The organism is Hominisplanchenecus murintestinalis, assembly GCF_943193015.1.
Taxonomy (GTDB): domain Bacteria; phylum Bacillota; class Clostridia; order Lachnospirales; family Lachnospiraceae; genus Hominisplanchenecus_A; species Hominisplanchenecus_A murintestinalis.
This window is the reverse complement of sequence record NZ_CALPCM010000013.1, coordinates 1-23707: the sequence shown is the minus strand read 5'-3', so window position 1 is coordinate 23707 and position 23707 is coordinate 1. Positions and strand designations below refer to the sequence as shown.

Genomic DNA, 23707 nt, shown 5'->3' with positions numbered 1-23707 from the left:
ATGAGTAAATTAGTTGGAAAAGGAATTACGAAAACATATGGGGGTAAGGATGTGCTCCACAGCGTAGATTTGGAGCTGGAATCAGGAAAGATTTATGGAATGATTGGGCGTAACGGCGCCGGAAAGACCACGCTGCTTTCTATTTTGACAGCACAGAATCCCGCGACGAAGGGGAGCGTGACGCTTGACGGAGAGCCAGTGTGGGAAAATCCGGCAGCGCTGAAACATCTGTGTTTTTCACGGGAATTGGCGCAGGTTTCGGGAAATAATGTGAATACCATGAAGGTGAAAGAATATCTGCGGATTGCGGCGACGTTCCTGCCAAACTGGGATAAAGAGATGGCGGACAGATTAATCCGGGAGTTTGATTTGGATGTAAAAAAGCGTATCGGAAAGCTTTCGAAGGGGATGATGTCTATGGTGACAGTGCTGACCGCGCTGGCAAGCAAGGCGGATTTTACTTTTTTAGATGAGCCGACGTCCGGGCTGGATGTGGTGGCTAGGGAGAAATTCTATAAAATTCTTTTGGAGGAATATGAACAGACGGGAAGGACGTTCATCGTTTCTACCCACATTATTGAAGAGGCGGCAGATGTGTTTGAGGAAGTGGTTGTTTTGGATAAAGGGAGTATTCTGCTAAAAGAGAATACCCAGGAACTGCTAGAGAGAAGCTTCCATGTATCCGGACGGGCGGAAGAGGTGGAAGCAGCCGTTTCCGGTCTTCGCCTGTATCATGAAGAGAGGATCGGGCGCAGCCGTGGCGTGACGGTTCTTCTGGAGCCGGGAGAAAAGATTCGCGACGGGTATGATGTAAGTGTTCAGAGGCTGTCTTTGCAGAAGGTCTTTTTGGCGCTTTGCGGGGAGGAGGCATAGTATGGGGATGGGAAATGTGAAATACTGGGGGAGGATGTGGCTGGAGTATATGGGCGCCGTCATGGGAATTGCGCTGGCGCTGATGTTATTTTTTGCCGGAGGCAGGGTAATCTATCCTGGGGACGGGATAAATGGGATATGGAAGACAATCTGTGTGTTTTACCCGGCCTATCTGGTGCTTTCAGCGTTTTTCATCTTTTCGATAGGTACGATTTCGAGTTTTCAGACGTATCTGCCGGTTTTGGTTTCCCTGAATGCGACCAGGCGGGAAAGCGTATGGGGGATTCTTGGATATAATGCGGGGGGTGTAATGGCAATCACTGCGGTAATTGCCCTGTTTTGGATGATGCCCTCGTCAGAAGTGGGGAATGTAACAGAACTTTTGCTATTGATTTCGGGAATCCTGTTGATGTTTAGCGGAGCCAGCGTGCTGATGGGCGCGGTAGTCGGCAGGCTCGGGAAAAAAGGAGTGATTATTTTCATTATATTCTGTGCGGTATTTGGCGGCATATTTGGAGGTATGGCGGCGATAACGGCACAAAAGCCGGGAGATTTTCTTCTGGATTTCCTGATGAATTTTCAGCCTCTATGGGCATTTATTCTTGGCATAGGGGTATATGTCCTGGCGGGGGCTGCCGCTATGATGCTGGTCAGAAAAATGGAAGTGCGTGTATAAGGGGGATAATCATATGTTAGAAGTTATAAAAAAGCAGTTTCAGGTACAGTGGAAGGACTGGATTTGGTATGGCGTTATAACGGCAGGGGTCTGGCTTATTGGATGTATTGTTTTTAGTATTATACTGGAACATGAGCGAGAGGGTACATATTTTGAGTTTGGGACAATTATGGGGTGTACGGCAGTTGTTATGATGGGAATATTCACATCTATCGTGCAGCTTAGGCTGAGTTTTGACATGGAAGTGTCTATGGGATGCACCAGGCTGCGGTTTTTCATATCGCACTATATAGTAAATATAGTGATGAACGTTCTTATAGTTCTCCTGCTGATGCTGCTCTGCACGGTGGAGAAAGAAATTTATGCCACAGTGTTTCCCGGAATCAAAGAGGAGGCAGATATCATGGGAGGACTTGTCCGGCTGGCAGTTCCGCTGGCTTTGGCCGGTCCTGCGCTTGGCGGGCTTGGCGGCGCACTGGTGATGCGTTTCGGGCAGAAGGCGTTTTGGGCAGAATGGGCTGTCTGGATGCTGCTGTGCTTAGGGGGCCCAAGAATTATAGCGGCGGCGGAAGATGCACCGCAGTCGCTGTTTGGAATGATTGGGAAAGGCGTTCTGCAGATTTTGAATGTACTTCCTGTTGACGGCTGGATAATCGGGGGAACGGCAGTATGCCTGGGGTGCTGCGCCGGAAGCTGGCTGGTTCTCAGGAAACAGCAGGTAACGATGTGAGGCATAATCGGACATTTCGAAGTCCAGGTTTCTGGCCGTCAGGCAGCGTGAGAAGTCAATGTTTGGAAAAAAATTCTTGACATTGACTTCTTTTTTTGCTACTATGGACAATACACTATTGTGTAAGACTATGCCCAAATGGAGGTAGTCTGCCCAAAAGTAGCTAAGCGAAACAAGCATATTGAGATAGAAAGAACAGGGGTGAAATGTCAATGGAGAAAAACAGGATCCGTCCAGTCAAAAGCGGCAAAAGCTTCCGTATGAGCTACTCGAGACAAAAGGAAGTTCTCGAGATGCCCAACCTTATTGAAGTTCAGAAGGATTCTTATTACTGGTTTCTGAACGAGGGGATGAAAGAGGTTTTTGACGATATCTCTCCGATTGCAGATTACAGCGGTAAGCTGAGTCTGGAATTCGTAGATTTCACATTATGTGAAAAAGATGTAAAATATTCAATCGAAGAATGCAAGGAACGTGATGCGACATATGCCGCGCCGTTAAAAGTACGGGTAAGGCTGCATAACAAAGAAAATGACGAGATTAATGAGCATGAAATCTTTATGGGCGATTTGCCGTTGATGACGGAAACAGGAACTTTCGTGATTAATGGCGCAGAGCGTGTTATCGTCAGCCAGCTTGTACGTTCGCCGGGTATATATTATGCTATCGCACATGATAAATTAGGTAAAAAACTGTTTTCCTCCACTGTTATTCCAAACCGCGGCGCATGGCTGGAATATGAGACAGATTCAAATGACATTTTTTATGTACGTGTAGACAGAACCAGGAAGGTTCCGATTACCGTGCTGATCCGTGCGCTGGGATTTGGGACAAACGCTGAAATCGTTGAGCTGTTCGGTGAAGAGCCTAAGATTCTGGCCAGCCTCACCAAAGATACTTCCGAGAGTTACCAGGAAGGTCTGCTGGAGCTGTATAAGAAGATACGTCCCGGAGAACCTCTTGCAGTAGAGAGTGCAGAAAGCCTGATTATGAGCATGTTCTTTGACCCCAGAAGATATGATTTGGCAAAGGTTGGACGTTATAAATTCAATAAAAAACTGATGCTGCGCAACCGCATTGCAGGACAAGTCCTGGCAGAGGATGTGGTAGATACCACTACAGGCGAGATTCTGGCGGAGGCAGGAACGGAAGTGACGCGTGAGCTGGCAGATATGATTCAGAATGCGGCAGTTCCGTATGTGTTTATCCAGACAGAGGAGAGGAATGTGAAAGTACTCTCCAGTATGATGGTAGATATTACGAATTTTGTGGAACTGGATAAAGCAGAGCTGAAATCGCTGGGGGTTACAGAGTTAGTATACTATCCGGCGCTGGAAAAAATACTGGAAGAAAATGACGATATCGAAGATATCAAGGCAGCAATCAAGAAAGACATTCATGACCTGATTCCAAAACACATTACGAAGGAAGACATACTGGCTTCCATTAACTATAATATTCATCTGGAGTACGGCATCGGAAATGACGATGATATCGACCATCTTGGCAACCGTCGTATCCGTGCGGTAGGCGAGCTGCTCCAGAACCAGTACCGCATCGGGCTTTCCAGGCTGGAGCGTGTGGTACGCGAGAGAATGACAACACAGGATTTGGAGGGGATTTCCCCGCAGTCCCTGATTAATATTAAACCGGTAACTGCGGCAGTGAAGGAGTTCTTTGGTTCTTCCCAGCTGTCACAGTTCATGGATCAGAATAACCCGCTGGGTGAGCTGACCCACAAGAGACGTCTCTCTGCACTGGGACCGGGCGGTCTGTCGAGAGACCGGGCGGGATTTGAAGTGCGTGACGTGCATTATTCCCATTATGGAAGGATGTGTCCGATTGAGACGCCTGAGGGACCGAATATCGGTCTGATCAACTCTCTGGCAACTTACGCCAGAATCAATGAGTACGGCTTCGTAGAGGCGCCGTACCGGAAGATTGACAAGACAGATCCGAAGAATCCGCGGGTTACAGACGAAGTAGTCTACATGACGGCGGATGAAGAGGATAATTACCATGTAGCCCAGGCGAATGAGCCTCTGGATGAAGACGGACATTTTGTACACAAAAATGTATCCGGCCGTTACAGGGAAGAAACCCAGGAGTACGAGAGAAGGATGTTCGATTACATGGACGTATCTCCGAAAATGGTATTTTCTGTAGCTACGGCTTTGATTCCGTTCCTGGAGAATGATGATGCGAACCGTGCGCTGATGGGATCCAACATGCAGCGTCAGGCGGTGCCGCTTTTGACGACAGAAGCTCCGGTAGTGGGAACGGGTATGGAAGTGAAGACAGCCGTGGACTCGGGCGTCTGCGTAGTGGCAAAGAAAAACGGCACCATTGAGCGCTCTACTTCCCGGGAAATCGTAGTGAAGAATGATGATGGCACCAGGGACAACTATCGTTTGACCAAGTTTTCACGAAGTAACCAGAGCAACTGCTACAACCAGAGACCGATTGTTTACAAAGGCGACCGGGTTGCCGCAGGGCAGGTGATTGCAGACGGGCCTTCTACATCGAATGGCGAGATCGCTCTTGGAAAGAATCCGCTGATTGGCTTTATGACATGGGAAGGTTACAACTACGAGGATGCCGTACTGTTGAGTGAAAGGCTGGTTATGAACGATGTTTATACGTCGGTTCATATTGAAGAGTATGAGGCTGAGGCGAGGGATACGAAGCTGGGGCCGGAGGAGATTACCAGAGATGTGCCGGGCGTTGGAGATGATGCGCTTAAAGACTTGGATGACCGTGGTATCATCCGCATTGGCGCGGAAGTGCGTGCCGGAGATATCCTGGTAGGTAAGGTTACACCGAAAGGCGAGACAGAGCTGACGGCCGAAGAGAGGCTGCTGAGAGCTATTTTTGGCGAGAAGGCGAGAGAGGTAAGGGATACTTCCCTGAAAGTGCCTCACGGTGAATATGGTATCGTAGTAGATGCCCGTGTGTTTACCAGAGAAAACGGGGATGAGCTGTCTCCCGGCGTAAACCAGGCAGTCCGCATTTATATTGCCCAGAAGAGAAAAATTTCTGTGGGTGATAAGATGGCAGGACGTCATGGAAACAAGGGTGTGGTTTCCCGTGTGCTTCCGGTAGAGGATATGCCGTTTCTTCCGAACGGCCGGCCGCTGGATATTGTGCTGAACCCGCTGGGCGTGCCTTCCCGTATGAATATCGGGCAGGTGCTGGAGATTCATTTGAGCCTTGCAGCGAAAGCTCTTGGATTTAATATTTCAACTCCGGTCTTTGACGGTGCGAATGAGGAAGATATCATGGATACCTTAGACTTGGCGAATGATTATGTGAATCTTCCGTTTGATGAGGAAGAGAAGGCCGGTTGGAATTATGAAGAGGGCTGCATGGCCGGCGACGGCACATTTTATGATAAATATAAAGACATTCTTGGCGAAGATGTCATGCAGTATCTGGATGACAACAGAGATCACAGAAGTGTGTGGAGAGGAGTTCCGCTGTCAAGGGATGGTAAGGTAAGGCTCCGTGACGGGCGTACCGGGGAATATTTTGACAGTGCGGTAACCATCGGACACATGCATTACCTGAAGCTGCATCATCTGGTAGATGATAAAATCCATGCGCGTTCCACAGGTCCGTATTCCCTGGTAACGCAGCAGCCTTTGGGCGGAAAAGCTCAGTTCGGCGGGCAGCGTTTCGGAGAGATGGAGGTTTGGGCGCTGGAGGCATATGGCGCCAGCTACACCCTTCAGGAAATCCTGACGGTGAAGTCGGATGATGTAATCGGGCGTGTAAAGACTTACGAAGCGATTATCAAGGGAGATAATATTCCTGAACCCGGAATTCCTGAGTCCTTTAAGGTGCTGCTCAAAGAGCTTCAGTCCCTCGGGCTGGATGTGAAAGTGCTCCGTGAGGAGAATGGCGAGCAGAAGGAAGTAGAGATTATGGAGACGGTGGATTACGGCGAGACAGACATTAACCATATCATGGATGATAAGAGATATAAGGATGACCAGGAATCCTTTGGCGACCACGGATACACAGAACAGGAGTTTGAAGGCGGAGAATTAGTGGATGTGGCAGAAGAAGAGGAGGATGACACGGTGTTTGTACTGGAAGAGTCCTTTGACGGTGAGATAGAGGAATAAGTAGTAACATTTCGTTTGAAAGGAGAACGACGAATGCCAGAAGCAGCAAACAATGAAGTGTATCAGCCAATGACTTTTGATGCGATTAAGATAGGGTTGGCATCTCCGGAAAAAATTAGAGAATGGTCCAGGGGCGAGGTAAGGAAACCGGAAACCATTAACTACAGGACGTTAAAGCCAGAGAAAGAAGGGCTGTTCTGCGAGCGTATTTTCGGGCCTAGTAAAGACTGGGAATGTCATTGTGGAAAATATAAAAAGATTCGTTATAAAGGCGTGATTTGTGACAGGTGCGGCGTTGAGGTTACGAAGTCCAGCGTGCGCCGCGAGCGTATGGGGCATATTGAGCTGGCAGCCCCGGTGTCCCATATCTGGTATTTTAAGGGGATTCCTTCCAGGATGGGACTGATTCTGGATTTGTCTCCCAGGACTTTGGAAAAAGTGTTGTATTTTGCGAATTATATCGTGCTGGATAAAGGCGAAAGCGATTTGCAGTACAAACAGGTGCTTACTGAGAGAGAGTTCCAGGAAGCGCGTGAGAAATATGGATATACGTTCCGGGTAGGAATGGGAGCGGAAGCGATCATGGAGCTGCTGGAAGCCATTGATTTGGAAAAGGATTCCTCAGAACTGAAAAAAGGTTTGAAGGAGTCTACAGGACAGAAACGTGCCCGGATTATCAAACGTCTGGAAGTGGTAGAGGCTTTCAGGGAGTCGGGAAATCGTCCTGAGTGGATGATTATGACGGTGATTCCGGTTATCCCGCCAGATTTGCGTCCGATGGTTCAGCTGGACGGCGGACGTTTTGCCACTTCAGATTTGAATGATTTGTATAGAAGGATTATTAACAGGAACAACCGCCTGAAAAGGCTGCTGGAGCTGGGCGCGCCGGAAATCATCGTGCGCAATGAGAAACGTATGCTGCAGGAGGCAGTAGACGCACTGATTGATAATGGCCGCCGGGGACGTCCGGTTACGGGACCTGGAAACAGGGCGCTGAAGTCCCTGTCTGACATGCTGAAAGGTAAGTCGGGACGCTTCCGTCAGAACCTTTTGGGGAAACGTGTAGACTATTCGGGGCGTTCCGTTATTGTGGTAGGTCCGGAGCTGAAGATTTATCAGTGCGGCCTGCCGAAAGAGATGGCTATTGAGCTGTTTAAGCCATTCGTTATGAAGGAGCTGGTAGCAAAGGGAATTTCGCACAATATCAAGAGCGCGAAGAAGATGGTGGAGCGTCTGGAGACAGAAGTGTGGGATGTTCTGGAGGAAGTTATCAAAGAACATCCGGTTATGCTGAACCGCGCCCCCACACTGCACAGGCTGGGTATCCAGGCATTTGAGCCGATTCTGGTAGAGGGTAAGGCGATTAAGCTGCATCCACTGGTATGTACCGCGTTCAATGCGGATTTCGACGGTGACCAGATGGCCGTGCATCTGCCGCTTTCTGTAGAAGCGCAGGCAGAGTGCCGTTTCCTGCTTCTCTCACCGAACAACCTGCTGAAACCTTCTGACGGAGGCCCTGTGGCGGTACCGTCCCAGGATATGGTGCTGGGTATTTATTATCTGACGCAGGAGAGGGAAGGCGCAAAAGGAGAAGGCAAATGCTTCAAGAGTGTAAATGAGGCGATTCTTGCTTATGAAAATAAGGTGTTGACCCTGCAGACGAAGATTAGAGTCCGCGTGTCCAGGGAAACGCCGGAAGGAGAAACAGTAACAGGAATTGTGGAGTCTACGCTGGGACGTTTCATTTTTAATGAAATTCTGCCCCAGGATTTAGGATTTGTAGACAGGAAGAATCCTGAGAATTTCCTGAAACCGGAGGTAGATTTCCTGGTAGGCAAGAAGCAGCTGAAACAGATTCTGGAGAAAGTTATCAACACTCACGGCGCTACAAAGACAGCAGAAGTGCTGGATAATATCAAGGCAATGGGGTACAAGTATTCCACGAGAGCGGCGATGACAGTATCTATTTCCGATATGACGGTGCCGCCTGAGAAGCCGGAGCTGATTCAGAAGGCTCAGGATACGGTAGACCGTATTACAAAGAACTATAAGAGAGGCTTGATTACGGAGGAAGAGCGTTATAAAGAAGTAGTTGAGACCTGGAAGACTACCGATGATATCTTGACGAAAGCTCTGCTGGACGGACTGGATAAATACAACAATATTTATATGATGGCTGACTCAGGAGCCCGTGGTTCTGACAAGCAGATTAAGCAGCTTGCGGGGATGCGTGGACTGATGGCAGATACAACGGGACACACCATTGAGCTGCCTATCAAATCAAATTTCCGTGAGGGTCTGGACGTACTGGAGTATTTCATGTCTGCACACGGTGCGCGTAAAGGTTTGTCCGATACGGCGCTGCGTACGGCCGACTCCGGTTATCTGACCAGGCGTCTGGTAGATGTGTCCCAGGATTTGATTATCAGGGAGACAGACTGCTGTGCGGAAAAAGAGGGGGCAGAGATTCCGGGAATGTATGTAAAAGCATTTGCGGATGGAAAGGAAGAGATTGAGAGCCTTCAGGAGCGTATTACAGGACGTTTTGCCTGTGAGACGATTAAGAATAAAGACGGTGAAGTGATTGTTAAGGCAAACCATATGATTACTCCGAAACGTGCGGCAAGGGTAATGTCCGAGGGCGTGGACGAGAACGGAAAGCCGTTTGATAAAGTTAAGATTCGTACAATTCTGACCTGTAAATCTCATATCGGAATCTGTGCGAAGTGCTATGGGGCGAACCTGGCGACGGGCGAGCCGGTACAGGTAGGCGAGTCAGTCGGTATCATTGCAGCACAGTCTATCGGAGAGCCGGGTACGCAGCTTACGATGCGTACATTCCATACCGGCGGTGTGGCCGGCGGCGATATCACACAGGGTCTTCCGCGTGTAGAGGAGCTTTTTGAGGCGCGTAAGCCGAAGGGTCTTGCGATTATCACAGAAATCGCAGGTGTGGCTCATATTAAAGATACGAAGAAGAAGCGTGAGATTGATGTGGTTAATGACGAGACAGGGGAAACAAAGACGTACCTGATTCCTTATGGTTCCCGCATCAAGGCGCAGGACGGCGAGTATCTGGAAGCGGGCGACGAGCTGACAGAGGGTAGTGTAAATCCGCATGACCTTCTGAAGATTAAGGGCGTCCGCGCCGTGCAGGATTACATGATTCGCGAAGTACAGCGTGTATACCGTCTGCAGGGTGTGGAAATCAACGATAAGCATATCGAGGTTATTGTGCGCCAGATGTTGAAGAAGATACGTATTGAGAATAATGGAGATACAGATTTGCTTCCGGGTACGCTGGTGGATATCCTTGATTTTGAGGATGAAAATGAGAAAGTCCTTGCAGAAGGCGGCGAGGCCGCAGAAGGGAAACAGGTGATGCTTGGTATCACAAAAGCATCTCTGGCAACAAATTCCTTCCTGTCTGCAGCATCTTTCCAGGAGACGACAAAGGTTCTGACAGAAGCCGCGATTAAGGGCAAAGTCGATCCATTGATTGGATTGAAAGAAAATGTCTGCATCGGTAAGTTGATTCCGGCAGGAACCGGTATGAAGCGGTACAGGAATGTAAGGCTGGATACAGGAATAGAAGAACTTCAGGAAGAGAATGAAATGGAAGTTTCCGAAGTGGACTTTGATGAGATGGTTCAGGATGAGGAAATCCAGATTATGGAAGAGGAAGAAGAGGCAGAACTTTTATCCATGATGGAAACAGAGTAAAAGCGTAACCGTTCAGCTTGTCTGAACTGCGATATAAAAGCCGAGAGGCTGCTGCGGATGCAGCAGCCTCTTCTTGTATGTTATGGGTGGCATTTTTAGGAAAGGAAACAGATATGGAAAACAAAAACTATGGGAAAGACCGGCGGAGAGGGCATATGATTACGAAAGTACTGCCTGGTTCTATCGCAGAAGAAATGGGAATCGAACCGGGGGACCGGCTTATGGAAATTAATGGAGAGATGATAGAGGATGTATTTGATTATCGGTTTGATATCAAAGATGAACTGGTGGAAGTGCTGATTCGGAAGGCGGACGGTGAAGAATGGCTGTTAGAGATAGAGAAGGAGTATGATGAGGATCTGGGGGCTGAGTTCGAGACAGAGCTGATGAGTGACTATAAATCCTGCTGCAACAAGTGTATTTTCTGCTTTATTGACCAAATGCCGGAAGGGATGCGCGAATCCCTGTATTTTAAAGATGATGATTCACGGCTTTCCTTTATGCAGGGAAATTATATCACGCTTACCAATATGAAAGAAAAGGATATTGAACGAATTATCCGGTATCATCTGGCGCCTATCAATATTTCTGTGCAGACCACGAATCCCGTGCTGCGCTGTGAAATGCTGCATAACCGCTTTGCCGGGGATGTGCTGAAATACATGGACAGACTGTATGCACATGAGATAGAGATGAATGGACAGATTGTAGTGTGCCAGGGAGTAAACGACGGTGATGAACTGGTGCGTACCCTAAATGATTTGGAGAGATATATTCCTTTTATGCGGAGTGTTTCGGTGGTTCCTTCCGGACTTACGAAATACCGAAAGGGGCTGTATCCTTTGGAGGTATTTGGACGGGAGAAAGCACAGGAAACAATTTGTATCGTGGAGCGGAAGCAGAAAGAATGTATGAAACAGCATGGTATTCATTTCGTCCATGCCAGTGATGAACTATATGATTTGGCAGGATGGGAGATGCCGGAGGCAGGACGGTATGACGGTTATCTCCAGCTGGAAAACGGTGTGGGAATGGTGCGGCTGCTGGTGGAAGAAGTGCAGGAAGCGCTGCGCCTGCTTGGCAGCGGAACGCAGAAAATAGAACGGAAAGTTACGATAGCTACAGGTATGATAGCAGCAAAGGTTATTACAACGCTGGCAGGAAATGTGATGGAGGCAGTTCCGGGACTTGAAGTTCAGGTAGTTCCTGTCAGGAACAGATTCTTTGGGGAGACGATTACCGTAACCGGGCTGATTACCGGGCAGGATTTGACAGGACAGCTTCTCGAGCTGAAAAAAGGAGGTTTTGATCTTGGAGAGACGCTGCTGGTTTCTGCAAATATGTTCCGCACAGGGGAAAGGGTATTTCTGGACGATATGACCCAGGAGGAGGCAGAAGAGGCGTTGGGAGTGTGTATAACGCCGGTAGATTCCTCAGGAAAGGATTTTGTAAATGCTTTGATTGACAGAGATTATAGTATGGGGCGGGTAAATGACAGATTTGTGTATTTGGATGGAAAGGCGTTTTAGAAAATTGTAATATTGCAGAGCTGCTGCGAAGATGGGATTCTTTTGGAAGATTCCGCTTGCAGCAGCTTTTGCTATTTTGTATTTTTTTGTTTCTGCATTACTTTTAGGAGGTCGTCCACGGCATCTTTCTGATCAGGGTTCAACTGGCGGTAATAGTGGAGCAGCCATACCTCATGCTTTGAGAGGGCGGGGGGTTCAATGGTGACGGAAGGCTGGTTTCCCAACAGATAATCCGTTGACACATTAAAAAAGTTTGCAATTTCTTTTAAAATCTTGTAATCAGGTTCCCGGCGGTTATTTACATATCCGTTTAATGTCGTGGGGGCTATCTTTAACTCCAGCGCCAGCTGCTTTTGTGAAATGCCATGATGATATAGCAGCTGAAGCAATCGCTGTCCGAAATCCATAAGAATTCTCCTTATTTCTAATTTGTAGAGTCACTAAAAACATAAGTTGTATTTTTTATTATATCTGCCTTGTCCGAGAAAAGCAAGAAAAAAGTTGACAATACGCGAAACGCGTATTACAATAAATGGAAAATACGCAGAAGAGGAAAAGGAAAGACGTATCTACTAAATACTGATAAGACGGGCGGAACGCATATGTCAAAAATAAGAATACTGTATAAAGATAATCAAATTTTTGTTAAAAGCAAACTGGACCGAAGGGAGACTATCGATGAAAGGGAACTTCAGGTTCTCAGCCAAATGCAGATTTATGGAGTGATGTTTCCAGAAGTCCAGGGAAGAAAAAAGCTCAGTTACCGCTCGCCAGCCGGGATTACGTTGCACGAATATCTGGCAAAGGGAATCAGAAAAAAGGATTTTACCAATATTTTGTTTCAGATTGCAGAGATTACGAAAAAGATTGAGTGTTGCGCACTTAATTTAAAAAACATGATTTTGAACGTGCAGTATACATTTATTAATGAAAAGACAAAACAGATCTATTTTATCTATCAGCCCATCAAAAGCCAAAATTTTTGTACAAGTATTTTTGATTATCTAAACGACGTCGTTTTTGGCACAGTGTTTCAAGCGCAGGAGGATATGAAGTTTATCACTGATTTTATTGGTTTTATAAAAGGGATGAACTCTTATTCCGCAAAAAAGTTGGAAAATTATCTTAGAAATGTCTGCCCGGAACTGTATGGACAGCAGCGGGACCATAGCAGAGAAACAGGAGACGGAGAAGAAACTACTCTTTTGGAAGAAACTACTTCTTTGGAAAAAGATACGGAATTTTTGGAAGAAGGAGGCACGATGCTTTTGGAAGAGGGGACAACACTGCTGGAAAATGCACAGACGGTGCGTGCCCATTTAGTAAGAAGCAGCAATTATGACAGAGTTGATATCAATAAACCTGTTTTTCGTATAGGCAAGGAGAAAAGTTACGTAGATTATTTTGTGGCAAATAATAATGCTGTAAGCCGAATCCATGCGGATATTGTTAAGCGGGGGGAATCTTTTTACATCAAGGACAATAATTCGACAAACCATACCTTTGTAAATGGGAAGATGATTGATAAGAATGAGGAAATCGAAATTTTTGACGGAGATGCGATTATGCTGGCAAACGAAGGATTTGAATTTCATATATGTGGCTAGTAAATCATGGAGGAGAAAGGGAAATAATAATGAAGTATCTGGGTGCGGCAGTCTCTGATACGGGGATTAGCAAAAGGACAAATCAGGATGGTGTTTGCATAAAGATAGCAGACACAGAGCAACATGGGCAAATTGCCATGTGCGTACTATGCGACGGGATGGGAGGACTGAAAAAAGGGGAATTAGCCAGCGCTACGGTAATCAGGGCATTTATTGAATGGTTTGAACAGCAGCTTCCATGGAAAATATCCGGCGGTATCTGGGACGGGCTGTCGGCGGATTGGGAGCGGCTCGTTAAGGCGTGTAATTTTAGAATCCTTGAGTATGGCAGGAAGGAAGGCATTACCCTGGGGACTACAGTCAGCGCAATCCTGCTAATGGAAGGGCATTACCTGATTGCCCATGTAGGAGACTCACGGGTTTACAAGATTGCCGGTACGGTGGAACAGCTTACGGAGGACCACAGCTTTGTAGCAAGGGAAATAAAAAGAGGAAATATGACCGAGGAGGAGGCGGAGAACCATCCGCAGAGAAATGTTTTGATTCAGTGCGTGGGAGCTTCCGGGATAGTTACGCCAGATATCCTGCATGGAAGGACAGAAAAGGGAGATGTATATATGCTCTGCTCGGATGGCTTTCGGCATAAGCTGAGCACAGAGGAAATTTATGAGGAATTTCGGGCAGAAAATATCGGAAGTGCAGAAATCATGGAAGACAAAGAAAGATATTTGATAAACAGGGTAAAGACAAGAAATGAAAGAGATAATATTACGGTTGCTCTGATGAAATGTGAAGAGTAGGGGGAATGGGAGCGTATGGCAACAAAAGTCGGTACGGTACTTGATGGAAAATACGAGATATTAAAGCAGATTGGGAAAGGCGGAATGTCCATAGTATATTTGGCAATGGATAAGCGCCTGAATAAACAGTGGGCGGTTAAAGAGATTCGGAAAACGGCCAGTGGGAAAAATAATGAGGTAGTCGTTAACAGCCTCCTGGCAGAGGCAAACCTGATGAAGCGCCTGGACCACCCGGCACTTCCACGTATTGTGGATATTATTGACAATGGACAGACGATCTATGTCATTATGGATTATATTGAGGGCGAGTCTTTGGGGAAGATTCTGAAAGAATATGGCGCACAGCCGCAGGAGCAGGTCCTTGACTGGGCAAAACAGCTTTGCGACGTCCTGGAATATCTCCATTCCCAAAAGCCTCCGATTATTTACCGGGATATGAAGCCGGATAACGTGATGCTGAAGCCCGAAGGAAACCTAAAGGTCATTGATTTTGGTATTGCACGGGAATATAAAGAAAAAAATCTGGCAGATACAACGATATTGGGGACGAGGGGGTATGCGCCGCCAGAGCAGCACGGCTCCAGGCAGACAGACGTCCGGTCTGATATCTATGCCCTTGGCATGACGATGCACCATCTGCTTACGGGAGCCGACCCGCGGAATGCAGACTATATGTATGCGCCAATCCGTCAATGGAATCTGGAACTTTCAGGAGGCCTGGAAAGGATTATTGACAAGTGTACGGCGCTTGACCCGGAGGATCGTTACCAGAACTGCAGCGAGTTAATGTACGCATTGGAGCATTATGAAGAAGAAGACGGCGCATACAAGAAAAAGCAGAAAAGGAAGCTGGCTTCCTTTATCATTGCGGCATCCATGTCAGTGGTCTTGGGTACGGCAGGACTGGGCGCGCAGGCTATGGGGGCTTATGAACACAGCAGAGATTATGAACAGATGATTAATATTTCCGATTCCACGCCGTATGACGAAAAAGTGCAGAGCTATCTGGAAGCCATTGATTTGTCGGGGACAGACACAAGGGCATATTTGAAGCTTCTGGATGCATACCAGGAAAACGGGCAGTTTGGAGATGAGGAGAGTAAGCAGTTTATCGCAAGATATAATCAAAATAGAGAACAGCTTGAGACAGAGGATAGGGAGTATCTGGAGTTGGCATATGAGTCAGGAATTACTTATTTTTATCTGTATTCAGGAGGAGATAGCACGTTTCGGAATAGGGCGCTGAAAGCATATCCCTATTTTCAGTCCATAGTGGAAAGTAAAAATACTGAATATCAATATTATGAAATTTCTCAAAGCTATCAGATTATAGGCGAGTTTTACACAAACTACGTAGTAAATGCTACCAGCGTTAAGGAGCCAACCAAGGAAGCGTATGAAGGGCTTCTGGATTCCCTGAACATATGTATAGATAAAGTAGAGAGCTATGATTATGATGATGCGGCAAACATCAAGCTGACGATGTATCAGGAGATTGTGAACCTGTTAAATGACCATAGGAGGGGACTGGCATCCGTAAAAATAGATAAGAATTCTGTTTTAAAAATGTTAGAGATTATCCGTGAAAAAACGGAGAAATTAGCGGTAACCCAGCAAGCGTCTTTGGCAATCCGGGATTCTATCTTGTATTCCTGTGAACAGTATGTGGAAAATATTGAACGAGCGTACAGCAATATGGAAGAAAGGAGGCAGTAAATATGGCTCAGACGTACGAGGCGCTTTCTATCGCGGCTTATTTATTGGCGGCCTTGAGTTTGCTGCTGGCAGTATTTTTGTGGTTTCGTTTTAAAATTTGGGGTGTTATCGGGGACTTGAGCGGACGTACGGCAAGGAAGTCCATCGAAGAGATGAGAAGGATAAATGAAAAAAGCGGCCGAAAATCTTACCGCCCGACACCCATTGGGGTAAGCCGTGGGAAAGTGACAGAGGTCATGGAGAACCAGCAGATTCCGGTAGATTCCGGTAAGAAAGACGCTACCATGGCGCTGGAATATACCAGCAATGGAACAGAGCTTCTTAGCAAAGGAACAGAAGTGCTGCGTCAGACGGAGAAACAGGCGGGGAAACAGCATCACCCTGCAGAATGTAAAATTTTGAAGAGCATCGTGCTGATTCATACAGAAGAGGTGATTTAGTGAGGCGCATAAGCCCTGCATAACACTTGGAATATAGCGGAGGAGGAGAGAAAATGAAGAAATATTGGGAAAACATGATGAAGCGTTTTCTGGCAGTGATCCTGGCAGCCGCACTCGTGGCAGGATTGGCCCCCATGACAGTTTTTGGGGCGGAAGATACAAATTCCACAGCATTTGCAGCAGAAGAGGAAAAACCTCAGGCAGATGAGCAAGGGGAACCTCAAACAGAGGAGCAGAACGCGCAGGCGGAAATGGTAACCGTGACGGTTGAAAGCCGGGGAAGCGGCACAGTGAAACTAAATGGGAGTGAGACGGACAGCGTTACTGTGGAAAAAGGAAGCCAGGTAGGAGTGGAGCTGATTCCGGTTGATAAAGGAACTGCCACAACCTATATTAAAGAGATTAGCGCAGGGGAGGAGATAGAGCTTCCGGAAAAATATAAGAAGTATTCGGGGAGCATTGCTGCTGATGGCAACAAGCAAATCCATGTTGTTTTTATGACAGAATATAAGGTTACGGCGTCGGCGGGAGAGGGCGGAAAGATTACACTGGACGGTGAAGAGCTAGATACAAAAAAAGTAGACGAAAACGGAACAGTCCAGATGCGGGCGGAAGCAAACGCAGGATATCAGCTCATGCAGGTGTTAGTGGATGGAAAAGAACAGCCGCTGTCAGATACGGACAGTCTGCAGCAGAATATTTCAGTGCCGAAGGATATAGAAATCAAAGCTCTTTTTGTAAAAGTTTACACGCTTACCGTGAATTATAACCAGGAGCAGGGAACTGTCGTTACCAATCCTGAATGTATAAGCGGCTCTGTAGTGGTAAGGAAAGATAGCCAATTGGAAATCACGGCTGCCCCTAAGACGGGTTACCGTGTTTCAAAAGTGGTAAAAAACGGTGCGGTTCAGAATTATACAGAAAATGATAAAACGTATACCGATACTGTTGGCAAGGCAGATAAGGATTACACGTATGAGGTTAGTTTTGCGTTGAACTGTTATACAGTTGCTGTCAGGATCAAAGGGGCAGAGACGGGGGGTGAAGTTTCTTATTCGGGCGGAAGCGGAAATGGAAGTTTTCAGGCAAATCTAAATTCTGAACCCAAACTCACCCTCAGCCAGAAAAAAGGGTATCATGTGTCTGCTCTTACAGTTGGGGGAGTGGATAAAATGGATTCTTTAGAAGAGACAGCAGAAGGAGGTTTCACAGTCACTCTCCCGGCTGTCACGGCAGATACGTCAGTCGAGGTGACATTCGGGAAAAACGAAACAGAAGAGGCAGGAGAGAACCCATTGGAGGGGGATTCTTATAAAATTGTTTTGCTGGATGAGAAAAATAGCCCTGTGGCGGTTCTGCGTAAATATACGGAAGAAAGCAATTCGCAGAAAGTATTTGTCATTCCGAAGGGAACGAAGATAAAAATAGAGCCGCAAGGCGAGTATACAAGAGTGACGCTCAATGGGAAAGGAAGTTCTCAGGAGACGATAGAGGCTACAGGGACACAGGAGATTCATACGGTTACTGTGGGGAAAGGCAGGCTGGGGAATGTCACGCCTAAAGATATTACGATGAATATCAAGCTGGCAGTGGACCAGGACGCCCCTTCGGTGGAAATAAAACCGGCGCAGGCAAATACATATGGCTATTATCATGCAGATGTACCGGTGGCGTTTACCGTGACGGATGAAGGAGTATATTCAGGTATTGGGAAAGTAGAATATCGGATTACCAGCGGTGGGCGTGAGACAATGCCATATACCATAGCATATGCGCATGATCCGAGCGGAGAGTCACAGCCCTCTTATATCGGAAACATTACGGTATCTGCGGAGAATAACGATAGTGATAATGTGAAAGTATATCTGCGTGTTACAGATTTGGCGGGAAATGTCTATACGATGGACGAAGAAGATGCATGCAGTCTGAAAATCCGGGCGGGCAAACCTACGGGGGAAGTGCAGTTTAAGGCAGATTCCCCCCATAGAGAAGAGGAAGGGAGAGCGTATTTTGGAGCGGCGCGCAGCGCCAGCCTTGTAATCACAGATACAGCAGATACCTTTGTAGAAGATATTACCGTAAATCCGACAGGCGGAGAAAAACATTATGGGATGGCGGTAAAGGTTGATGCAGTGGACTTCAATGGAAATGAAGTGATTTTTACCGGCGAGGATCTGAAAGTTGCATGGACTCATAGTGGAGACAGGCATACGGCGGAACTTACGTTTTCAAAGGATGCAAATTACACGTTGGAGTCTTTTGTGTATACCAATAAAGCCGATATGAGTTCCGGGGATATTGAGATTAAGGGAAATTTCCCAAGTACATTTACAGTAGATACTACCCGTCCGGTTACCTCTGAACAGGGGGATCGGGAAAATGCGTCCTGGATTGGGTTTGAGGAGAATATATGGTCGAAGCTGGCGTCGGCGCTGACCTTTGGAGCCTGGTCTAATGGAACCGTTACTGTGGAAGCTGGCGGGAAAGACGCTACATCTCCCATTGCCGCCCCGATTAAGTATTACAAGACAGATGGAGATACGTCTCTGAAGACGGCAGCGGAACTAGATCAACTTTATGAAGAGGGAGAGTTTACAGAGGTTCCCTGCCAGGTAGATCAAGATGAGAAATTTATTGTGTATGCAAAAATCATAGATTATGCGGGAAACTCTGTTTATATCAGCACGGAAGGCATTATCCGTGAGACAAAGCCGGGAACTGTGCAGGCAGAACTGGTGGGGGGCACTAATGCCTATGGCTATTATAATACGGATGTAAAAATCAGGGTGGACGCCAGTGATTTCCAGGAAGAAGGAGCGCTTACTTCCGGCATTAAAACCATTGACTATACGATTAAAGGAGAAGATAAAAAGGGAGAAAATAAAGAGAAAAAAGGGAATTTATATACATTTAAAAAAGGGGGGGAAGTACTGAGCGAGTGGGACAGCGAGACGCAGGATGCTTATATTACGGTAGAGGCTAAAGAATTTTGCGGGGAGAACATCACAGTAACCGTTACGGCGGAGGATAATGCCGGAAATTCATTTACAGGAGATGAACTGACGGTAAATATCTGTTCAGAGCCGCCAGAGGTATCTGTTAAATTTGAGGATACAGCTAATAAAACAACAGCGGAAGGCAGGGGATATTTTCAAAATGCCAGGGAGGCGGTTATCACAGTTAAGGACAAGGCTTTTTGTGAGGATGTAACTTTCGGGGAGGAAGAAGCGTACGGCCTGACGGTGAATGTAAAAGCAGATGTCAAGGGCGAGAAAGAGGATTTAGACTACTCTGCGATGGCAGGAGTATGGACGCATGAGGGAGATTCGCATACTTTAAAAATTACCTTTCAAGAGGAGCTGAATTATACATGGTCCCTGTCCTATAAGAGCAAAGCGGATTTAACCTGCCATACGCATGATGGGGATTCCTGTGAGGATGGTTCCTGCAAAAAAGCACATGTGTCATATGTCGGCGATACGCCGCAGACCTTTACGGTGGACAGGACGGACCCGTTTGAAGGGGAAGTTACGGTGGGAGAGGAGCTGTGGGATAAGATTGTGCAGACACTAACTTTTGGCTTGTATAGCAATACAGAGGTTACAGTGGCAGGAACAGCACAAGACAGCCTTAGCCCGGTGTGGCTGGAATATTACATATCAGAGGATACCCGCGCCAAAACAGTGGAAGAACTGGATAAAGCGGCCTTTACGGTGTTTAAAGATGAAGAAAGCGGTGATACGTATTCTCCCAGGATGCAGTTTCCTCTTTCACCGGAAAAACGTTTTGTATGCTATATGAAGGCCACAGATTATGCGGGGAACTATATTTATATCAGTTCAGATGGATATATTCTTGATGCGAAGCCAAGTATTATTACACTTACGCCGGAACCTGCAAACGCAAGTGGTCTTTACAATCATGATGTGAAAGTGGCAGTAAAAGTATCAGAACCACAGCCATACTCTGGAATTAAAAGCGTTTCTTATGAAGTCAGGAACCAAAATAAGGTGACGGACAGCGGAAGCCGCCAGTTTGGTGTGGAGAATCCAGAATATAGAGATTTGCAGGCGGAGTATTCTGATACGATTGTCGTAGATGCCAAGGAGAATAATAGCTGTAATGTAGTGGTAACGGTAAACGTGGAAGATAATGCAGGAAATAAGGCAAGCGCGTTTGTTACTCTTGATATTGATGTTACAAAGCCTGCTATAGCCGTTTCTTATGACAATAACCAAGATAACGGTGGGAATGGGTATTTTAATAAAAATCGCACGGCAACTGTGGCAATTACCGAGCGGGCGCATCATTTTGATGCTGCCGCCGCCACGGAGGGGATTGTAATCCGTGCGGTGGACTCATCGGGGAAAACCGTAAAGCTCAACCGCAATGCCATGATTAGCGCATGGACGGCAAAAGAGGGAGTGACGCCAGATGATGCCGTACATACAGCTACCGTTTCCTATTTTGCAGATGCCAACTATACCGTTTCCATTTCCTATACAGATAAGGCAGGAAATTCTAATGACACGGTAAATACCCTGGGATGCCAGGCGCCCTGGAAATTTACCGTAGATAAGCTGGCGCCTACAGGAATGGTACAGGCAAAAAGCCAGGAAGGGCGGGAAGAAACCTGGGATGAGCTTGCAACTATGCTTGCGTTCGGATTTTGGTCAGGGAAGAAGATTACTGTGAAAGGGACTGCAGAGGATGCTACTTCTCCGGTAGGCAGCGTGCTTTATTATAAAACAGACAGGGATAAGGCGATGACGGAAAAGGAATTGCAGGAAGTCACGGAATGGAAGAACTTCCGTACGGTGACCGTGAAGCCGAATGAGCAGTTTACTATTTATGTAAAAATTACGGATTTAGCAGGTAATGTGTCTTATATCAGCAGTGACGGCATGATTGTGGACAGCCAGAAGCCCAGAGTAGAGTCTGTTGCGCCCAAGGTCAGCATTACACCGGAGCAGCCTGTAAACGGAATTTACAGTCAAAATGTAAAAGTGACAATTCAAGTACAAGACCCCCAGAGCGGAAATACTTATTCCGGGCTGAAAAGTGTCCGGTATGCAGTATTTAATATGGGAAAAAAGACGCAGGAAGGAAATCTCTATCAGTTTACCAAGGAACATCCCAAGCGTACCCAATTAAAGAAAAGCTGGACGGGGAAAATTACTGTGGACTCTGCGAAGAATAACAGCAACCAGGTGGTAATACGGGTATACGCAGAAGATAATGCAGGAAATACGTCGAAAGGCAGGAAGGCAATTAAGATTGATACAACCGCCCCGAAGATTGTCGTTAGTTATAATAACAACTCGCCGGACAGCGGGAAATATTATCAGAATGACCGGGTGGCTACGATTACAGTGACGGAGAGAAACTTTGACCCGAAAGACATCGTTACAACAATACGCAATACAGACGGAGCAGTTCCTGCCCTCTCCGCTTGGAGAGAAGTGAAAGGCACGGGAAACCTGGATGATACGCAGCATGTGGCGATGCTTACTTACCATGCAGACGGGGATTATACCTTTGACATGAATTATACAGATTTGGCGGGACATAAAGGCCAGGTATCTTACACTGCAGGCACCGCGAACCCCACGGAATTTACGATTGACCAGACAGTTCCTACGGTTAGCGTAAGCTATGACAATAATGAAGCGCAGAACGGAAAGTATTTTAAGGAGCGCCGTACAGGGACTGTTACGATTACAGAACACAATTTTGATGAAAGCAGGGTGACGTTTACACAGACGGCGTCGCTGAGGGGCGATGCGGTTACTGCACCAAGCGCGTCCTGGAGCAGCAGCGGTGATGTGCATACAGCGGTATTCTCCTATGAGGCAGACGGGGATTATACGTTTGATGTTACGATGAAGGATATGGCTGGAAACGAGAGCGGCGCGGCATCCTATGGGGATTCCCAAGCGGGTCAGGAATTTACGGTAGATACTAATATTGAAAAGCCGAAAATCACCGGAGTGGAAAATGGAAAATCTTATAAAGGCGAAGTGGTTCCGGCTATCAGCTATTCAGATGTGAACTTCAGGGACCATAAAATCCGGCTCTTGAGAACCAGGAAAGATGAAAAAAATATTGACGTGACAGAAGAGTTCCTGAAAAAACTGGAGGAAAACAGCAACGGCGGACAGGGTATCAGCGATGCTTTCTTCAAGAAACCGGAAAATGACGGAATTTATACGCTGACAGTAGAAGTTTCGGATTTGGCAGGCAATGAGGAAAAAGAAGAGGTAACTTTTACCGTGAACCGCTTCGGCTCTGTGTATGTGTTTGATGATTATCTGATCTCCATAAAGGATGTGTACACACAGGGGATAGAACAAGGGCTGGTAATTACAGAGTATAACCCTGACAGGCTGGTGGAGGATTCTTTGAAGATTCAAATTAGCCGGGATGGAGCGCCTTTAAATAATGTGGAGTATACCGTAAACCCGGTAGTTAACGACAAAGTGAAGGTGGGGCAGAGCGGCTGGTATCAATATGAGTATAAGATTGCCCCCAAGAACTTTGAGGAGGACGGAATCTACCGTATAGCTATCGCTTCAGAAGATACAGCCGGGAATAAGCCCGAGACTATAAATTTTGAAGAGGGAGACGTAATGTTCCGGATAGATACTACTCCGGCGGAAATTACCAGCATTAGGGGGCTTGAGAATGCGATTGTTAATGCGGAAAGCCAGAATATAGAGTTTGAAGTCTTTGACGCTATTGGACTGAAAAAGGTTACCGTTTATGTAGACGATAAGGTGGCAGGAAGCTATGACACTTTTGATGAAATCGTCAGGTTTAACAATTCCCTTGTGGTGACAGAGGGCATGAATCAAAATGTGCGGCTTGTGATTGAAGATTTGGCGGGAAATATTACAGATACGGATGAAAAAACTGCGGACGGACAGTATGCGTTTCAGCCTGGATTTGAATTTTCCCATCAGTTGACGGTATCTACAAATGCATTTATCCGATGGTATGCGAACAGAATGCTTTTCTGGGGGACAATTGGAGGCGTGGCAGCGGCGGCAATTTTGCTATTCCTATTCCTGGCTGTTAGAAAGCGCAGGGCGCCAAGAGTATAATTCAGCAACCGCTGCTATAATCCCGGACGGAATATATGGAGGTAAGGCGAGAAATGGAAGAGTTGGGAAATATTTTACTGTCATATTGGGCAATTGCTGTATATGAAGCCATAGCAGGAGGCATACTGGTGGTTTTGATTGTGAGAATGACCCAAAAGAGGAGAAGAAAGAAGCAAAAGATGAGTCATGATATAGAGCAGAAAAAGAAACAGCAATTGGACAATGCATTAAAGAATACGTGGAGCTTCCTGTATAATTCAAATATAGGAAATTCCAAGAAAGAAGGTTGAGAAAAAAATACCTCAGAGTAAAATAAGATTACTGACTTGCAGGTTAGTGAAAATCTTATTGAACAGAGAGGTATCTAAAATGAATTGTAACAC

At 46.6% G+C, this 23707-nt stretch carries 13 protein-coding genes; 12 read left to right on the top strand and 1 reads right to left on the bottom strand.

Annotation, left to right across the window (positions count from 1 at the left end):
* The 6 genes from NFR99_RS06740 (at position 1) to NFR99_RS06715 (ending at position 11658) form a co-directional block, all read left to right on the top strand.
* Positions 1-873, top strand: a complete 873-nt coding sequence (locus NFR99_RS06740; protein WP_120484425.1) for an ABC transporter ATP-binding protein — start codon at positions 1-3, stop codon at positions 871-873.
* A gap of 1 nt (position 874) precedes the next feature.
* Positions 875-1549, top strand: coding sequence for a hypothetical protein (locus tag NFR99_RS06735; protein ID WP_120484424.1), 675 nt, complete (start codon positions 875-877; stop codon positions 1547-1549).
* Between the two features lie 13 nt (positions 1550-1562).
* The gene (locus tag NFR99_RS06730; protein WP_120484423.1) at positions 1563-2279 is read left to right on the top strand and encodes a hypothetical protein; all 717 of its coding nucleotides are present in this window, start codon (positions 1563-1565) and stop codon (positions 2277-2279) included.
* Between the two features lie 212 nt (positions 2280-2491).
* A complete protein-coding gene (rpoB, locus tag NFR99_RS06725; RefSeq protein ID WP_120484422.1) occupies positions 2492-6406 on the top strand; it encodes a DNA-directed RNA polymerase subunit beta in 3915 nt (1304 codons plus the stop codon).
* A gap of 33 nt (positions 6407-6439) precedes the next feature.
* Entirely contained in the window at positions 6440-10129 is a 3690-nt protein-coding gene (gene rpoC / locus NFR99_RS06720) for a DNA-directed RNA polymerase subunit beta' (RefSeq protein ID WP_135975792.1), read from the top strand.
* 113 nt (positions 10130-10242) lie between these two features.
* The gene (locus NFR99_RS06715; RefSeq protein ID WP_251353268.1) at positions 10243-11658 is read left to right on the top strand and encodes a DUF512 domain-containing protein; all 1416 of its coding nucleotides are present in this window, start codon (positions 10243-10245) and stop codon (positions 11656-11658) included.
* 71 nt (positions 11659-11729) lie between these two features.
* On the opposite strand, the gene NFR99_RS06710 is transcribed toward NFR99_RS06715, so the two are convergent.
* Positions 11730-12065, bottom strand: coding sequence for a helix-turn-helix domain-containing protein (locus NFR99_RS06710; protein ID WP_120484420.1), 336 nt, complete (start codon positions 12063-12065; stop codon positions 11730-11732).
* 195 nt (positions 12066-12260) lie between these two features.
* On the opposite strand from NFR99_RS06710, the gene NFR99_RS06705 reads away from it, so the two are divergent.
* The 6 genes from NFR99_RS06705 to NFR99_RS06680 are packed head-to-tail and all read left to right on the top strand — an operon-like array spanning position 12261 to position 23614.
* A complete protein-coding gene (locus NFR99_RS06705) occupies positions 12261-13265 on the top strand; it encodes an FHA domain-containing protein (RefSeq protein ID WP_251353267.1) in 1005 nt (334 codons plus the stop codon).
* Between the two features lie 29 nt (positions 13266-13294).
* Positions 13295-14065 carry a PP2C family protein-serine/threonine phosphatase gene (locus tag NFR99_RS06700; RefSeq protein ID WP_251353266.1) on the top strand — a complete coding sequence of 257 codons (771 nt, stop codon included), beginning with the start codon at positions 13295-13297 and terminating at the stop codon, positions 14063-14065.
* Positions 14066-14080: 15 nt separating this feature from the next.
* Positions 14081-15781, top strand: coding sequence for a serine/threonine protein kinase (locus tag NFR99_RS06695; RefSeq protein WP_251353265.1), 1701 nt, complete (start codon positions 14081-14083; stop codon positions 15779-15781).
* A 2-nt stretch (positions 15782-15783) separates the two neighbouring features.
* The gene (locus tag NFR99_RS06690; RefSeq protein WP_135975788.1) at positions 15784-16221 is read left to right on the top strand and encodes a hypothetical protein; all 438 of its coding nucleotides are present in this window, start codon (positions 15784-15786) and stop codon (positions 16219-16221) included.
* A gap of 53 nt (positions 16222-16274) precedes the next feature.
* On the top strand, positions 16275-23324 hold the full coding sequence (locus tag NFR99_RS06685; protein ID WP_251353264.1) for an Ig-like domain repeat protein: 7050 nt from the start codon (positions 16275-16277) through the stop codon (positions 23322-23324).
* 53 nt (positions 23325-23377) lie between these two features.
* A complete protein-coding gene (locus NFR99_RS06680; RefSeq protein ID WP_120484414.1) occupies positions 23378-23614 on the top strand; it encodes a hypothetical protein in 237 nt (78 codons plus the stop codon).
* Positions 23615-23707: the final 93 nt, after the last annotated feature.

Coding starts and splice junctions, on each gene's coding strand:
- NFR99_RS06740 (WP_120484425.1), top strand. CDS start 1: ATGAGTAAATTAGTTGGAAAAGGAATTACGAAAACATATGGGGGTAAG.
- NFR99_RS06735 (WP_120484424.1), top strand. CDS start 875: ATGGGGATGGGAAATGTGAAATACTGGGGGAGGATGTGGCTGGAGTAT.
- NFR99_RS06730 (WP_120484423.1), top strand. CDS start 1,563: ATGTTAGAAGTTATAAAAAAGCAGTTTCAGGTACAGTGGAAGGACTGG.
- rpoB (WP_120484422.1), top strand. CDS start 2,492: ATGGAGAAAAACAGGATCCGTCCAGTCAAAAGCGGCAAAAGCTTCCGT.
- rpoC (WP_135975792.1), top strand. CDS start 6,440: ATGCCAGAAGCAGCAAACAATGAAGTGTATCAGCCAATGACTTTTGAT.
- NFR99_RS06715 (WP_251353268.1), top strand. CDS start 10,243: ATGGAAAACAAAAACTATGGGAAAGACCGGCGGAGAGGGCATATGATT.
- NFR99_RS06710 (WP_120484420.1), bottom strand. CDS start 12,065: ATGGATTTCGGACAGCGATTGCTTCAGCTGCTATATCATCATGGCATT.
- NFR99_RS06705 (WP_251353267.1), top strand. CDS start 12,261: ATGTCAAAAATAAGAATACTGTATAAAGATAATCAAATTTTTGTTAAA.
- NFR99_RS06700 (WP_251353266.1), top strand. CDS start 13,295: ATGAAGTATCTGGGTGCGGCAGTCTCTGATACGGGGATTAGCAAAAGG.
- NFR99_RS06695 (WP_251353265.1), top strand. CDS start 14,081: ATGGCAACAAAAGTCGGTACGGTACTTGATGGAAAATACGAGATATTA.
- NFR99_RS06690 (WP_135975788.1), top strand. CDS start 15,784: ATGGCTCAGACGTACGAGGCGCTTTCTATCGCGGCTTATTTATTGGCG.
- NFR99_RS06685 (WP_251353264.1), top strand. CDS start 16,275: ATGAAGAAATATTGGGAAAACATGATGAAGCGTTTTCTGGCAGTGATC.
- NFR99_RS06680 (WP_120484414.1), top strand. CDS start 23,378: ATGGAAGAGTTGGGAAATATTTTACTGTCATATTGGGCAATTGCTGTA.